The sequence below is a fragment of the Pectinatus frisingensis genome (assembly GCF_014076555.1).
Lineage (GTDB): Bacteria > Bacillota > Negativicutes > Selenomonadales > Selenomonadaceae > Pectinatus > Pectinatus frisingensis.
Genome location: NZ_CP045424.1, coordinates 715,514 through 730,617 on the forward strand (window position 1 = coordinate 715,514; position 15,104 = coordinate 730,617).

At 37.3% G+C, this 15,104-nt stretch carries 12 protein-coding genes and 6 tRNA genes; 16 read left to right on the plus strand and 2 right to left on the minus strand.

The window, feature by feature from the left end; all coding sequences use genetic code 11:
- Positions 1 to 29: 29 nt before the first annotated feature.
- Positions 30 to 497: a pyridoxamine 5'-phosphate oxidase family protein gene (locus tag F8M42_RS03470; protein WP_182187983.1), complete on the minus strand. Its 468-nt coding sequence runs from the start codon at positions 495 to 497 to the stop codon at positions 30 to 32.
- A gap of 161 nt (positions 498 to 658) precedes the next feature.
- On the opposite strand from F8M42_RS03470, the gene F8M42_RS03475 reads away from it, so the two are divergent.
- The 8 genes from F8M42_RS03475 (at position 659) to F8M42_RS03510 (ending at position 6,280) form a co-directional block, all read left to right on the plus strand.
- Positions 659 to 734 (plus strand) — tRNA-Asn (locus F8M42_RS03475).
- Between the two features lie 15 nt (positions 735 to 749).
- A tRNA-Asn gene (locus F8M42_RS03480) sits at positions 750 to 825 on the plus strand.
- Positions 826 to 829: 4 nt separating this feature from the next.
- Positions 830 to 906, plus strand: a tRNA-Ile gene (locus tag F8M42_RS03485).
- A gap of 154 nt (positions 907 to 1,060) precedes the next feature.
- Positions 1,061 to 1,984, plus strand: coding sequence for a DUF2156 domain-containing protein (locus F8M42_RS03490; protein ID WP_229711430.1), 924 nt, complete (start codon positions 1,061 to 1,063; stop codon positions 1,982 to 1,984).
- Positions 1,985 to 2,124: 140 nt separating this feature from the next.
- The gene (locus F8M42_RS03495; protein ID WP_182187984.1) at positions 2,125 to 2,568 is read left to right on the plus strand and encodes a DUF1934 domain-containing protein; all 444 of its coding nucleotides are present in this window, start codon (positions 2,125 to 2,127) and stop codon (positions 2,566 to 2,568) included.
- Between the two features lie 16 nt (positions 2,569 to 2,584).
- A complete protein-coding gene (gene argS / locus F8M42_RS03500; protein WP_182187985.1) occupies positions 2,585 to 4,243 on the plus strand; it encodes an arginine--tRNA ligase in 1,659 nt (552 codons plus the stop codon).
- A gap of 23 nt (positions 4,244 to 4,266) precedes the next feature.
- Positions 4,267 to 4,611: a DNA-directed RNA polymerase subunit delta gene (rpoE, locus tag F8M42_RS03505; RefSeq protein ID WP_182187986.1), complete on the plus strand. Its 345-nt coding sequence runs from the start codon at positions 4,267 to 4,269 to the stop codon at positions 4,609 to 4,611.
- A 58-nt stretch (positions 4,612 to 4,669) separates the two neighbouring features.
- A complete protein-coding gene (locus F8M42_RS03510; protein ID WP_182187987.1) occupies positions 4,670 to 6,280 on the plus strand; it encodes a CTP synthase in 1,611 nt (536 codons plus the stop codon).
- A 415-nt stretch (positions 6,281 to 6,695) separates the two neighbouring features.
- Here F8M42_RS03510 and F8M42_RS03515 read toward each other — a convergent pair whose 3' ends face one another.
- Positions 6,696 to 8,006 carry a hemolysin family protein gene (locus F8M42_RS03515; protein ID WP_182187988.1) on the minus strand — a complete coding sequence of 437 codons (1,311 nt, stop codon included), beginning with the start codon at positions 8,004 to 8,006 and terminating at the stop codon, positions 6,696 to 6,698.
- Between the two features lie 120 nt (positions 8,007 to 8,126).
- On the opposite strand from F8M42_RS03515, the gene F8M42_RS03520 reads away from it, so the two are divergent.
- From F8M42_RS03520 to yihA, 8 genes are all read left to right on the plus strand, one after another.
- A tRNA-Gly gene (locus F8M42_RS03520) sits at positions 8,127 to 8,201 on the plus strand.
- 5 nt (positions 8,202 to 8,206) lie between these two features.
- Positions 8,207 to 8,281 (plus strand) — tRNA-Gly (locus tag F8M42_RS03525).
- A gap of 8 nt (positions 8,282 to 8,289) precedes the next feature.
- A tRNA-Gly gene (locus tag F8M42_RS03530) sits at positions 8,290 to 8,364 on the plus strand.
- 161 nt (positions 8,365 to 8,525) lie between these two features.
- Positions 8,526 to 9,815, plus strand: coding sequence for a trigger factor (gene tig / locus F8M42_RS03535; RefSeq protein ID WP_182187989.1), 1,290 nt, complete (start codon positions 8,526 to 8,528; stop codon positions 9,813 to 9,815).
- A 38-nt stretch (positions 9,816 to 9,853) separates the two neighbouring features.
- The gene (clpP, locus tag F8M42_RS03540; RefSeq protein WP_182187990.1) at positions 9,854 to 10,468 is read left to right on the plus strand and encodes an ATP-dependent Clp endopeptidase proteolytic subunit ClpP; all 615 of its coding nucleotides are present in this window, start codon (positions 9,854 to 9,856) and stop codon (positions 10,466 to 10,468) included.
- 38 nt (positions 10,469 to 10,506) lie between these two features.
- Complete coding sequence (clpX, locus tag F8M42_RS03545; RefSeq protein ID WP_182187991.1) at positions 10,507 to 11,787, plus strand: ATP-dependent Clp protease ATP-binding subunit ClpX; 1,281 nt, start codon at positions 10,507 to 10,509, stop codon at positions 11,785 to 11,787.
- A gap of 308 nt (positions 11,788 to 12,095) precedes the next feature.
- Positions 12,096 to 14,420, plus strand: a complete 2,325-nt coding sequence (gene lon / locus F8M42_RS03550; protein ID WP_182187992.1) for an endopeptidase La — start codon at positions 12,096 to 12,098, stop codon at positions 14,418 to 14,420.
- Positions 14,417 to 15,052: a ribosome biogenesis GTP-binding protein YihA/YsxC gene (yihA, locus tag F8M42_RS03555; RefSeq protein ID WP_182187993.1), complete on the plus strand. Its 636-nt coding sequence runs from the start codon at positions 14,417 to 14,419 to the stop codon at positions 15,050 to 15,052. The genes lon and yihA overlap by 4 nt, the downstream gene beginning before the upstream one ends.
- The last annotated feature ends 52 nt before the right edge of the window (positions 15,053 to 15,104 follow it).

Sequence of the window (15,104 nt, forward strand, 5' to 3'; positions counted from 1 at the left end):
AGTATACTCGGATTATGCCAAAAGGCTGATTATTTGTGTTCTTTTCCAGTAATGTCATTTATTTGTATTCGCAGTATGTTAGTTTGGGCAAGTGACTTTTCGATATATTCTAAACCGGGTTCATAAAAATCATGACAATATTTGTTTAAAATAGCAATAAGCGCTGTCCTTTTTTCCTCAATGCTATTAACAAGTTCTGCCTTACCAAAAATGATGGCAGATTTAAAACGAGTTGAAAATTTTTCTTGGATAGTTACCACATCGGTTACTGTAGAAAAACAAACATTGTTATCATGGGCGATGTTATCCAATTTGGTGCCTGCTGTGGCACAATGTAAATAAATCATACCATTTTCATAAACAAAACTGATGGGTATGCCGTAAGGTTTATTTTCTGTATCAAGCATTGATAGTGTACCGTATTGAGCACTTTTTAAAACTTTTATTGTATCTGCTTCTGACATTTGCCGGTCTTTTCTACGCATTTTTTTATTCATTTTATCTGACCTTTCATAATGTGATAAAATATGTAATAATTAAAAATATCAACATATATTTATATTCTATCATAAATTATGGTAGTTTAGGTTAAGAAAAATATCTAAAAACTGTTGACAGTATCAATTGTTTTGAGTATAATATTTTCTGTTGGCAACATTCCTCGATAGCTCAGTTGGTAGAGCAATCGGCTGTTAACCGATCGGTCGTAGGTTCGAGTCCTACTCGAGGAGCCAATTTAATAATAATATTCCTTGATAGCTCAGTTGGTAGAGCAATCGGCTGTTAACCGATCGGTCGTAGGTTCGAGTCCTACTCAAGGAGCCATTACGGGCCTCTAGCTCAGTTGGTTAGAGCCACCGGCTCATAACCGGTTGGTCGCAGGTTCGAGTCCTGCGGGGCCCACCAATCCTGTAGATAATGCAAAGCGAGTTGCTTTGCATTTTTTTTAATGTAGTTATTTGCGATTTTTGTTAATAACTGATATAATACTCACCAAGTAATAATTGACAAGCTATATCAATCTAATGATTGATATGTTTATTGTGCGGCAGTGTAATAATTGATAAATTACCAGGAGGGTGTTACTATCAACTTTAAAGAATTAACTCAAGAAGACAAACCGGTATTTGATGCTTTTTTCAAAGCAGGATACTATGAAAATTCACATTTTACATTTACTAATCTGTTTATGTGGCGGAAACCGTATAATATGATGTGGCAAGTTGAAAATGGCGTGCTGTTTTTAAAGGCAAAATGGGAAACCGATGAGTTTGCCCTGCAGCCATTCGGTCCAAAAGAGAAAATGCAGTGGGCTATAGAAAAATGGGTGGAATATTTTAAAACGTTAGGTAAACCATTAATTTTTTATGGATTAGAAAAGTGGATGGCTGATGAATTGGAGAAATTTCCGTCAGCTGAATTTAATATTGTTTCTGATGTGGAAAATTTTGATTATGTGTATGACAGCCAGGACCTGATAAATTTGAGCGGGAGAAAATTTCATTCCAAAAAAAATCATTTGAATAATTTTCGCAAAAATTATCCTAATGCACATTATATTCCAATAAATAGTGATGTTATACTGCAATGCAAATTGACCGTTAATGGCTGGTACAAGATGCGCAGTCAGGATTTACCGGACGATCCGTTTATTGCAGCAGAACGTGATGCTATAATTGAAGTATTGAACAATTTTGACGGGTTGGCACTAAAGGGTGGAGCGATAATGGACAATAATCGTATAATTGCATTTACTTTTGGTGAACAATTGAATACTGATACGGCAGTTATTCATGTGGAAAAAGCAGATCCTGATATTAATGGAGCGTATACATTTATTAATCAGGCATTTGTGCTGCACGAATGGGCAGATATGAAATATATCAATCGCGAGGAAGACATGGGAATAGCAGGGCTTAGAAAAGCTAAGGAATCTTATCGACCTGTGAAATTGATATATAAATATAATGCGGAAATAAAATAATAATATTTATTATATAATTGTAGACTTAAGCTGATGCTGTCTGGCATTGGCTTTTTTATTGAAATTATTTGACTGTGCTTATTGGCTTTTAAGATGTGGTACGCTATAATATTTATATGTTTGTAAAAAAAGGAGCCATAATGGAAAAAGTCATTTTAAAGGTGGAAGGAACCCAGACAGATTTATTGGGAGAAAAAACAAGTTTGGAATTTCTTTCTGAGGGGCAGTACTACTGCAAAAATGGAATGAGTTATGTTTTTTATGACGAGTCTGACTCAAATGGAATGGAAGGTACAAAAACACTTTTAAAAATTGCTGGTGATTCATTGAGGCTGGTACGCAGAGGTACTATTGAGAATGAGCAGTTTTTTTCAAATGGTGTAAAAAGTGACAGTCATTATCATACGCCTTATGGCGATATAAAAATTTCGGTGGATACTAAGCAGATAGATATCACGATTGGTTCTATATCAAGCAGTATCCACGTTTTTTATGATGTATTAATAGATGGTAAATGGCAAAGCAATAATGAGCTCCATATTGAAATTGTTGCAGCAGACAGGCAAAGCAGGTATTTAAATTGATAGGGAGGAAGATTCTTTGAATATCCACGAACTGGTAATAAAAGAAATACAAGCGGCAGTGCAAAAGAACAGCACTATGAGTGTTTTTCCTGAGGTTAGGGAAATGCCGCCGGTAATACTTGAAATACCACCACAAAAAGAATATGGAGATTTAGCTACTAATTTTGCGATGCAGTCGGCAAAAGTATTTCATATGGCACCCAAAAAGATTGCTGAGGAATTGATAAAACAGATAGACATGACTTATCTCGAAAAAGTGGAGATAGCAGGTCCGGGTTTTATCAATTTTTATTTGAAATCAGATATAATTTATAGAGAACTCAAAGAGGCAATAAAACAAGGCAGAAATTTTGGAACAATGCCTTACAATGGCAGTAATAAAATACAAGTGGAATATGTCAGTGCTAATCCAACCGGGCCATTGCATGTAGGACACGGACGCGGTGCCGCTTTTGGTAGTTCTTTGGTTAATCTTTTGCGGGCTGCGGGTAATCAGGTAGAAAGTGAATATTATATTAATGATGCCGGCAGCCAGATCGATAATTTAGCTGCATCGGTAAATGCCCGGTATTTGGAATTATTGGGACATAAGACCGATTTTCCGGAAAATGGATACCACGGGCAAGATATTATTGAAACAGCTCAGCGTATAATTGACAAAGATTCTGATAAATATTTAAAAATGACTGATGAAGAACGGCTTACCGCGTTTAAAGAAGTAGCACTCAAAGAAAAATTAGCTGTACTAAAGGAAGATCTGGCAGCATTCAACGTTCATTTTGATGTTTGGTTCAGTGAACGGACTTTGCATCCGGCAGCAGTGAAAGCTGTATGTGATATATTGATAAAAAATAAAGCGATATATGAAAAAGATGGTGCTTTATGGCTCAAATCAACTGAATATGGTGATGATAAGGATCGCGTGGTAATACGGGAAAATGGGGTTCCAACCTATTTAGCGGCTGATATTGCCTATCACAAGAATAAATATGATCGTGGTTTTACAAAATTGATAAATATTTGGGGAGCGGATCACCACGGGTATATATGCCGGGTAAAAGCAGCCATGAAGGCATTAGGATATTCAGCCGATAAGCTTGATGTACTGTTGTTGCAGATGGTGAGCCTTTATCGTAATGGTGAACTGGTAAAAATGTCTAAACGAACGGGACAAAGTGTCACATTAGCTGAGCTTATTGAAGAAGTTGGCGTTGATGCGGCTCGTTATTTTTTCATAATGAGGTCGCTGGACAGTCAACTGGATTTTGATCTTGATTTGGCAAAATCTGAATCCAGTGAAAACCCGGTTTACTATGTTCAATACGCATATGCACGCATATGCAGTATTTTTCGTCAAGCAGCAGAAGCAGGGATAAAATCGGACGAAGCTGTTGATTTGGAATTATTGACTGATGATACTGAAATTGCTCTCATAAAAAGGATATTATCATATCCTGATGAGATTAAGACGGCAGCAAGAGACTATGCACCACACCGCATAGCCAATTTTTCGCATGAACTGGCAGCTGATTTTCATAGTTTTTATAACAGATGCAGGATTATTGGAGTTACCCGGCCGCTGGCCCAGTCTCGTTTGGCGTTAGCTGGTATGGCAGGGAATGTAATTCATCATTCGCTTGATATTTTAGGTGTAAGTTCACCAGAAAAAATGTAACTAATTATGAAGGGACGATATCAATGGATTTTACTAACAAAACTGAATCGGATGTAGCTTATTACATATTGAATGAAGCAGGAGATGCAATGTTTTATAAAGACCTCATAATGAAAGTTATAGAAGCCAAAAATAAACCGGTGCAATCGCTGCCAATTGCTATTTCAGAGATATATACATTGATAAATATGGATAGCCGCTTTCGCCATGTCGGCAGCGGTATGTGGAAATTAACGGAATGGCTGCCCACCGATACCAAGGGAACTTCAAAAAGTTCATCATCATCGACATCAGGTGGTGCAAAGGGAAAAAATAATACGCAAAGACGCATGAAATTGTTGGAGGGAATTCAAGATGATACACATTAATTGATAGTCCAAAAATGTATTATCTTGTTAAATAAAATAATTATAGATGGAGGAAAAAATGGCAAAGTATATTTTTGTTACTGGTGGGGTCGTATCTTCTTTAGGAAAGGGTATCACGGCTGCCTCTTTGGGACGTTTATTGAAAAGCCGCGGTATTAAGGTAACCATTCAAAAATTTGACCCATATATCAATATCGATCCGGGAACGATGAGCCCGTATCAGCATGGTGAAGTGTTTGTAACAGATGATGGAGCGGAAACAGATCTGGATTTAGGTCATTACGAACGTTTTATTGATATTAATCTTACTAAGGGGTCCAATGTTACTACAGGGAAAATTTATTGGTCAGTCCTCACCAAGGAACGTCGTGGTGATTACTTGGGCAGTACAGTTCAGGTAATTCCTCATATAACTAACGAAATTAAACAACGCGTATATGATGTTGCTGCATCGGATAATGCAGATGTAGTCATAACTGAGATAGGTGGAACCGTTGGGGATATCGAAAGTCAGCCATTTTTAGAAGCCATTCGTCAGGTAAAAAAAGAAGTAGGAAAAAATGATGCCCTATATATTCATGTGACACTTATTCCGTATATTTCTGCTGCTGGTGAATTGAAAACCAAGCCAACACAGCATAGTGTAAAGGAATTGAGAAGTATTGGTATCCAACCGGATATTCTTGTATGCCGCACTGACAAATCTATTTCTGCCGATATGAAGAAAAAATTGGCATTGTTTTGTGATGTTGACGTTGATGCTGTTATAGAAAACCAAACAGCTTCGACCATTTATGAAGTACCGCTTATCATGCAAAAGGAAGGTTTGGACAAAATAGTCTTACAAAAACTTAATATGGATTATAGTCCTGCCAACATGGAAGAGTGGGAACGCATGGTTTATAAAATAAAAAATCCTAAGCAGCGTGTAAAAATTGCTGTGGTCGGTAAATATGTGGACTTGCCCGATGCGTATATATCTGTGACAGAGGCATTGCATCATGCAGGTATATCTAATGAAGCAGATGTAAAGATAACCTGGGTGGATGCCGAAAAGATTGAAATGGAAGATTTGGAGCTAGATGAGGTATTTGCCGGTTGCAAGGGCATCTTAGTACCGGGTGGATTTGGTTATCGTGGTGTTGAGGGGAAAATTGCTGCTATCAAATACGCTCGGGAAAATAAGATACCGTTTTTGGGATTATGTCTTGGCATGCAGTGTTCGGTAATCGAATTTGCCCGCAATGTTTGTGGAATGAGTGATGCAAACAGTACCGAATTCAATAAAGAGACCGATTATCCGGTAATCGATTTAATGGAGTCTCAGATAGATGTAGAGGATAAGGGCGGAACTATGCGTCTGGGATCATATCCCTGCAAGTTAGCGGAAAATACAAAAGCCATGGCGGCCTACAACAAAAAACTAATACATGAACGTCACCGGCATCGGTATGAATTAAATAATAAATTCAGACAAAAATTGATTGATAATGGGATGGTTGTAGCCGGTACACTGCCTGATAACAGCTTGGTAGAGATCGTCGAAGTGAAGGATCATCCATGGTTTGTTGCATCTCAGTTTCACCCGGAACTAAAATCAAGACCTAATAGGCCGCATCCATTATTTAGGGATTTTGTGAGTGCGGCGTTGAAATACACTGGTTTATGATGCAGATATTTTTCAGGGATGATAGCAAAAATATACATCATGTAATGAGTTAAAATATTTTGGTGCTGAAAATAAAAATTATCTTGATATATGGTATAGAATAATTTAAATGCAATTATTTTGTGGAAAAATATAATAACAGGCATTGTTCTTGGATAATTCCGGGGAGATGTCTATAAAAATGAAAGTGCCTAATCTTCTTTTAAATTAAGAGATTAGGCACTATTTTATTGCCCTTGACAAAGTTTATCCGATTTAAGCAATCAGTTTTTTAAACAATCGGGTCAAGAAAAATGGCAATAAATTTTTTGCTTCTACAAATAATTTTATGCCATATAAAATTATAACAATTAAAAATACTTCCGATATCTATGGATACCAGAAGTATTAAATATTTTACATTATAATGTTGTTCTTAATCAGTGAATAATCTGGTCACAAGTATTTTATCGATACGATTGCGATCCATATCAGCTATTTCAAAGCGTAGATTATGCCATATTTTATATTCAGCAGCTTTAGGAATATAGCCAAAATACGATAATAAAAATCCGCCTACTGTTTGATATTGAGCTCTTTCCTCACCGGGGAGTTCGTCAATATCAAAGCGTTCTTTGAAGTCGTCAATATCATAAAGCCCGTCGATATACCAGGAATTTTCATCGCGTTGTATTATTTGGGCAGTATCTTTTTCTTCTGGATATGATATATCACCAATGATTTCTTCAATAATATCTTTTAAGGTAATAAATCCAACTACACCACCATATTCATCAGCAACTACAGCTTCGTTTACGTTATTTTGACGGAATTTTTCTAATATGCGAAAAGATTCCATAGAGCGGGGAATGAAAACAGGTTGTTTGATAAATTTTTCTAAATCATGTAAATCGTTATCGATAGCAGCTTTTAATATATCTTTTGCATAGATGATCCCAATCAGGTTATCCAGATTATCCCGACCTATAAGAAAAACATCGTCAGGACTATCTTTGATCAATGTAAGATTTGTCGATAAGTCATCTTCCAAATCTATCCAGTTTATTTGTGTACGCGGAGTCATCAGAGAATATGCGGTCTGATCACTCATGTGAAAGATACTGCCGACCATATCTTGTTCAGCTTTTTCAAATGTTCCTTCTTCAGTACCACGTTCTATGAGATCTTTTACTTCATCTTCAGTGACTGAGTCAGCAGATGGTGGATTGGTACCTGTAATCATTAAAAGAATATTTGCAATATGAGACATCATATTTATTAAAGGACGGATAGTTATCCTGAACAATAATAGAAAAGATAAATATTTGGTTAAATAATATTCAGGACGTATTTGTGCCAACTTATTAGGTATTACTATACCTAATAATATACAGATAAATAATAACAGAATGAATGATATTACAAATGTTATTTCATATATATATGGGATAAAAGAAATATTTGCCTGAAAAAACGAATATATACAAGGGATGATTATCATACCTGATGATATTCCTATAGCAAAATAACAACAAACGGAGCAAATCGTTAAAGCTGAGAATAGTTCATCAGGCGAATCAATTAGGTCACAAATTGATTCAAAACGGGAATCATCTTCCGGAATTATTTCATCAAGCTGACTTTTGTGTGATTCGGAAAGAGCCGTTTTTAAAAGCACCAGAAAAGTATTGAAAAAAAGTAAAACAACAGTTAAAATTAAAAAGAAATCAGTCTCGGGAACATCCAAGAGAAAGTCACATCCTTATTTATAATTATCTATTATCATTATAGCATAAAAAAACTAAAATGCTATTGACATTTATTTTTTTTCCTGTATAATGGTATCCGTTGCCATGATTGTGCTTATGCGGAAGTAGCTCAGTGGTAGAGCACCACCTTGCCAAGGTGGGGGTCGCGAGTTCGAGTCTCGTTTTCCGCTCCATTAATGCGGGAATAGCTCAGTGGTAGAGCACCACCTTGCCAAGGTGGGGGTCGCGAGTTCGAGTCTCGTTTCCCGCTCCATTTAAATTGCGGAAGTAGCTCAGTGGTAGAGCACCACCTTGCCAAGGTGGGGGTCGCGAGTTCGAGTCTCGTTTTCCGCTCCATCTAAGGATAGTAGCAGCCCGGCTTTATGCCGGGCCTTTTGTTTTGCTTGTATTTGCATAATGTTTATGTTATTATGCTTATAGTATATTAGGTGTATTGCGGTCTGTTCAGTACTATCTTCTGCCGCTATGCATTATATTTTAGGAGGTTATTTTATAATATGAAAGTCAGTATAGAAAAAGCAGACAACCAGAAATTGGTGTTAACTATAGAAACACCAGCAGATGAACTGGGAAAATCTGTTGATGTAGCATGTAAACAGTTGGCTAACCGTGTGAATATTCCTGGGTTCAGAAAGGGACATGCACCTAAACAAATCATTGTACAGCGTTTGGGTGAAACGGCCATTTTGGATGAAGCTTTTGAAATTCTTGCACCGAAGGCTTTCGATGATGCACTTGTTGAACAGAAAATTGAACCTGTTGACCGTCCTCAGATAGAAATAGTTACCTTGGAAAAGGGTAAGAATGTTGTTTTCAAGGCTACTGTAACACCTAAACCGGAAGTTTCCTTAGGGGAGTATAAGGGACTTAAGGCGCAAATGCCTGCAGTTGAAGTCAATGATGAACAAATTGCCGAACAAATAAAAAATATGCGTACTCACCATGCCAAAATGACGGATGCTGCGGCTGATGCTGTAGTCGAAAAAGACAATTTTATAACATTGGATTTTTTGGGAAAAGTTGATGATAAACCTTTTGACGGTGGTGAAGGTAAGGATTATCCGTTGCAGATAGGTTCCAATAGTTTTATTGCCGGTTTTGAAGATCAGCTTATTGGCATGAAGCTTGGTGAAGAGAAAGATGTAAATGTAACTTTTCCGCAGGATTATCAAGAACCTTCTTTAGCTGGAAAACCTGCTGTATTTCATTGTAAAATAAATAGCATCAAAATTCAGGAACTACCGGAACTTAATGATGAATTTGTCAAAAAATCAACATCATATGACAATGTTGAAGATTTGAAAAAAAACTTACGGGAAATTATGTTGAAATCAGCTCAGACTCGTGCTGAAGGCGAATATAGGACTCAGGTGATGAAACAAGTAGCTGATAATGCTGCCGTTGATATTCCTGAGGTTATGGTTGATAATCGTGTGAACAGTATGTTGAATGAACTTTCTGCTAATTTGCAAAGCCACGGTATGAATATGGAACAATATCTTAAATACAGCAATACTGATATAGCAAAATTACGCGAAACATATCGTGAAGCAGCTAAGGAAGCTGTGAAATCCGATCTTGTATTGGAAAAAATTGCCAAATTAGAGAATATAAAAGTTGAAACTAGGGAAGTCGATACCGAAATAGCGATGATGGCAGCTCGCTATGGCAGCACACCTAAAGAAGTCAAAAAGATAATAACTAAAAATGGATATATAACCAGTCTTTTTGATACAATCGGCAGAAAAAAAGCAGCTCAATTTGTTATGGACAACCTAGCAAAATAGTTGTATAATTCTCCGAAAAGGGAGGAGTGATCTATCATATGAATTATGTACCAATGGTTGTTGAACAATCAAGCCGCGGCGAACGTGCATATGATATTTATTCGCGCTTGCTTAAAGATCGCATAATTTTTTTAGGCGGCCCTATTGATGATAATGTTGCTAATGTTGTAATTGCACAGTTATTGTTTTTAGAATCGGAAGATCCTGATAAGGATATACATTTATATATAAATAGTCCGGGAGGGGTAGTTACCGCAGGACTAGCTATTTATGATACTATGCAGTATATAAAACCGGATGTCTCGACTATTTGTATGGGACAGGCGGCTAGTATGGGGTCGCTGCTTTTGACAGCAGGCGCCAAGGGTAAACGCTATGCGCTGCCATATTCGCGAATAATGATTCATCAGCCATTAGGCGGGGCTCAGGGTCAATCTACGGATGTTCAGATACAGGCCAGAGAGCTTTTGCGCGCGAGGGAAATTCTTAATGAAATATTGATACGTCATACGGGGCAGGATGAAGCTAAAATCATGCTGGATACTGAACGTGATAATTTTATGTCGGCGAAAGCGGCTAAAGAATATGGATTGATTGACGACGTAATTGTTCGCCCTGATGATTTAGGGAAAAGTAAAACAGATAGCAAGTAATAATTGTTCTGTTTTGTTTCCGAGGGAGAGGTGATAATATGTTGAAATTCGGTGATGATAAGGGACAGCTCAAATGTTCATTCTGTGGTAAACCGCAGACGCAGGTGCGTAAATTAGTGGCAGGCCCGGGAGTTTATATCTGTGATGAATGTATTGAGTTGTGTAATGAAATAATTGAGGAAGAATTAACCGATGGAGTTGAAGTAGAACTCAGGGATGTACCGAAACCTAAGGAGATAAAAGCTATACTTGACCAATATGTAATTGGTCAGGAAGAAGCAAAAAAGACTTTATCTGTGGCCGTCTATAATCATTATAAGCGGATAAATGCGGGATTAAAGAATAATGATACTGATTTGCAAAAATCAAATATTCTCATGCTTGGACCTACCGGTAGTGGTAAGACTTTGCTGGCGCAGACAATGGCACGTATTTTAAATGTACCATTTGCCATTGCCGATGCGACATCATTGACTGAAGCCGGTTATGTTGGAGAAGATGTTGAAAATATTTTACTAAAATTGATACAATCAGCGGACTATGACATTGAAAAGGCCGAAAAAGGGATAATCTATATTGATGAAATTGATAAAATTGCCCGTAAATCAGAAAATCCATCAATAACACGTGATGTTTCAGGAGAAGGTGTTCAGCAGGCTCTGCTTAAAATATTAGAAGGAACTGTTGCAAATGTTCCACCGCAGGGTGGTCGTAAACATCCGCATCAGGAGTTGCTGCAGATTGATACCACTAATATTTTATTTATTTGTGGCGGGGCCTTCGATGGATTGGAAAAAATTATAGAAAATCGGCTTGGACGAAAAAATGTAGGCTTTGGTGCTGAAATAAAAAGCCGTCATAGTCAAAATGCCAGTGAATGGTTAAAACATGTACTACCAGAGGATTTTCTTAAAAGTGGATTGATTCCTGAATTCGTTGGCAGGTTACCTATTGTTGTTACCCTTGATGCTTTAAATAAGGATGCATTAGTAGATATTCTTGTTAAACCTAAAAATTCGTTAGTTAAGCAGTATCAAAAGCTGTTGGAAATAGACGGCGTTTCATTGGATTTTGATGATGCGGCATTGCAGCTTATAGCTGAAAAAGCATTGAAAAGAAAAACAGGAGCACGTGGTCTGCGTTCAATAATTGAAACGACGATGCGTAATGTTATGTATGAAATACCTTCGGTTAAGGGAGTTACTAATTGCCGGATAACCAGGGAAACTATTGAAAAGGGTATAGATCCTTTACTTACGTATGGGAATAAGAAGAAACAGTCAGCTAAAAAATCAATAACAAGTGAAGAATCAGCTTGATTATTCCATTGTGAAACTATTATGGGGTAATGAAATTAGAAATAGTAGCAGATTACCCAATGGATAGGTCAGTATTATTCAATAATAAATAATTTGTGCAGACAAATTGTGAATTTATATAATTTTGTATTATATGAGGATGTTTAATATAAGTTGTTGTATCTATTTTTCAGCAAAACCTTTTATAATCAGGCTTTGTTGCGATAGTTGTAGAAAAGAGCAGTTGCAATCTTGCAAACTCATTTCTGTAAAATAGATATAGCAGCTTTTTTTTGATAAATAAAACTTGCAAGGGAAGTGCCCGAGAGATGAAAAATGAGAAAGATTCGTTGACCTTACCTTTATTGCCCTTACGTGGGATTGTCGTTTTTCCCTATGTGATAGTGAATCTTGATGTAGGACGTGACAAATCTATTGCGGCTTTAGAAGATGCAATGATCCATGAACATAAAATTTTACTGATTGCTCAGAAAGATCCAGCGGTAGGTGAACCAAAGCAGGAAGATATGTACAAAATGGGAACAGTCGCTGAAATAAAGCAACTGTTAAAGTTACCTGGTGGTTCAGTTCGTGTACTTGTGGAAGGTTTATATCGTGCTGAAATGCAAGAGATGATTGATAATGGTAAGTATTATGAAGCTAGAATTATTGAATATAAAGAAGAAGTAAAAGATGCCTCCATAGACATGGAGGCTTTGATAAGAGCTGTAGTCCATAAATTTGAACAATGGGTAAAGCTGAGTAAAAGAATTCCGCCTGAAACTCTTGTATCGGTGGTTATGATAGATGACGGAGGTCATTTATGTGATTTAATCGCCAGCCATATGAGTATGAAATTGGAAGATAAACAAAAGCTGCTTACATTGGTTGATCCGGCTAAGCGATTGGAATGCCTGTATGATATACTGGCACGGGAGCTGGAAATTCTCGATATTGAAAAGACAATCAGTGATCGTGTTCATCAACAAATGGGAAAAACGCAAAAAATGTATTATTTGCGTGAACAGTTAAAAGCCATTCATAAAGAGATGGGCGATGGTGATAACGGTTATACCGAGACAACGAAGTATAAGACAAGGATGATGGATGGTAAATATCCGGCACCTGTGCGTGAGGCACTCAGCCGGGAAATTGATCGGTTGGATGAAACTTCCAGCGCGTCACCGGAAGCAGGTGTAATACGTACTTATATTGAATGGCTGCTGGACTTGCCTTGGAAACACACCAGTCGTGATAAACTTGACATAAAAATGGCTGAGGAAGTTTTGAATAAAAATCACTATGGCTTGGAAAAAATTAAAGAACGTATATTAGAATATATAGCTATCCGCAAACTATCCAATCATACTAAAGCTCCTATTATTTGCTTAGTTGGGCCGCCTGGTGTCGGGAAAACATCTTTGGCAGCATCTATTGCCAAAGCCATGGGAAGAAAATTTGTCAGGGCATCATTGGGCGGTATGCGTGATGAAGCGGAAATACGCGGTCACAGACGTACCTATGTCGGTGCATTACCGGGACGGATAATTAATGGTATAAAAGTTGCCGGAACCAAAAATCCGGTGTTTTTATTAGACGAAGTTGATAAAATTGCTGCCGATTTCCGTGGTGACCCATCGGCAGCATTATTGGAAGTTCTTGACCCGGAGCAAAATAATACATTTTCTGACCATTATATTGAATTGCCATTTGATCTGTCACAGGTTTTTTGGATCGTTACAGCAAATAATTTAGCACAGATTCCGCGCCCTTTACGAGACCGGATGGAAATAATTATACTTTCAAGTTACACTGAGGCAGAAAAATATCAAATAGCTAAGCAATATCTGGTGTCTAAGCAGTTGGTGGCGAATGGTTTGGAAAAAGCACAATTGCAATTTATGAATGGTGTTTTGCAAAAAATAATAGCAGATTACACCCGCGAATCCGGTGTACGGGAATTGGAACGACAAATAGCGAAAATATGCCGGAAAACTGCTAAAAAAATTGTTGAAGAAGGAAAAGCCCGAATACGTATAACAACTAAAACATTAGCAGATTATTTGGGAAAACCTAAATATACCCATACTCATGCAGAGAATAAACCTCAGGTCGGAGTATGTACTGGCATGGCTTGGACTGAAGTAGGTGGTGATATTTTACCAACCGAGGCAACTGTATTGGCCGGTAAGGGGAATCTTATACTTACAGGACAACTGGGTGACGTGATGAAAGAGTCAGCTCAGGCAGGATTGAGCTACATAAGAAGCCGCAGCGGGAAATTGGGTCTGGATGACAAGTTTTATGAAAAAAAGGACATTCATATTCATTTACCAGAAGGAGCAATTCCCAAGGATGGTCCATCGGCAGGTATTACCATGGCGACTGCTGTAGTATCGGCGCTTACAGATAAAAAAGTCAGAAACGATGTTGCTATGACTGGGGAAATTACTCTCAGAGGCCGGGTTTTACCAATAGGCGGTTTAAAAGAAAAAGTTATAGCAGCATACCGTGAAAAAATATATAATATCATTTTGCCGAAGGAAAATGAGCGTGATACTGATGACGTACCTGAAGAAATACGTCAAAAGATAAATTTTATTCCGGTAGAAACCATGGATGAAGTATTAAAATATGCTTTGGTGAAAGAATGACGAATAATAATAGTAAAATGGTAAATATAATCCGAGCTGAATATATTGCATCCGCTGTAAAAAATGATCAGTTTCCCTGCGAAAAACTTTTGGAAATAGCTTTTATCGGACGGTCTAATGTAGGAAAATCTTCTTTGATTAATTCACTGACGCGTGTACGTAATCTTGCCCGTGTCAGCGGTCAGCCGGGTAAGACACAGACGATAAATTTTTTTAAACTGCGTGCTAAATATTATGAAAACGAAATAATAAAAGATTTCTATTTAGTCGATTTACCCGGTTATGGTTATGCTAAAACAGGTCAAGCAAATAGAAAACGATGGGCTGCATTTATTGAAAAATATCTTTTGTCTTCTAAACGGCTTTATTGTGTATGCCAACTTGTTGATATACGGCATGAACCGATGGAAGCGGATATCAACATGTTTAAATGGCTGGTAGAAAATAATCTGCCGGTATTTGTAATAGCTACAAAGGCTGATAAGATAAGTAAAAATTTGGTTAAAAGTAATATTGACCGTTTAAAAAAAGCCTTTTGCGTACCAGAATTGACAATACTGCCTTACTCTTCTACGAAAAATGAGGGGCGTTCATATTTACTTGACTTTATAGGACAAGCTTTGGTAGAATAGATATATAAATTATGAATCTGATTCAATTATGCAGTTCATAATGATGGAGTTA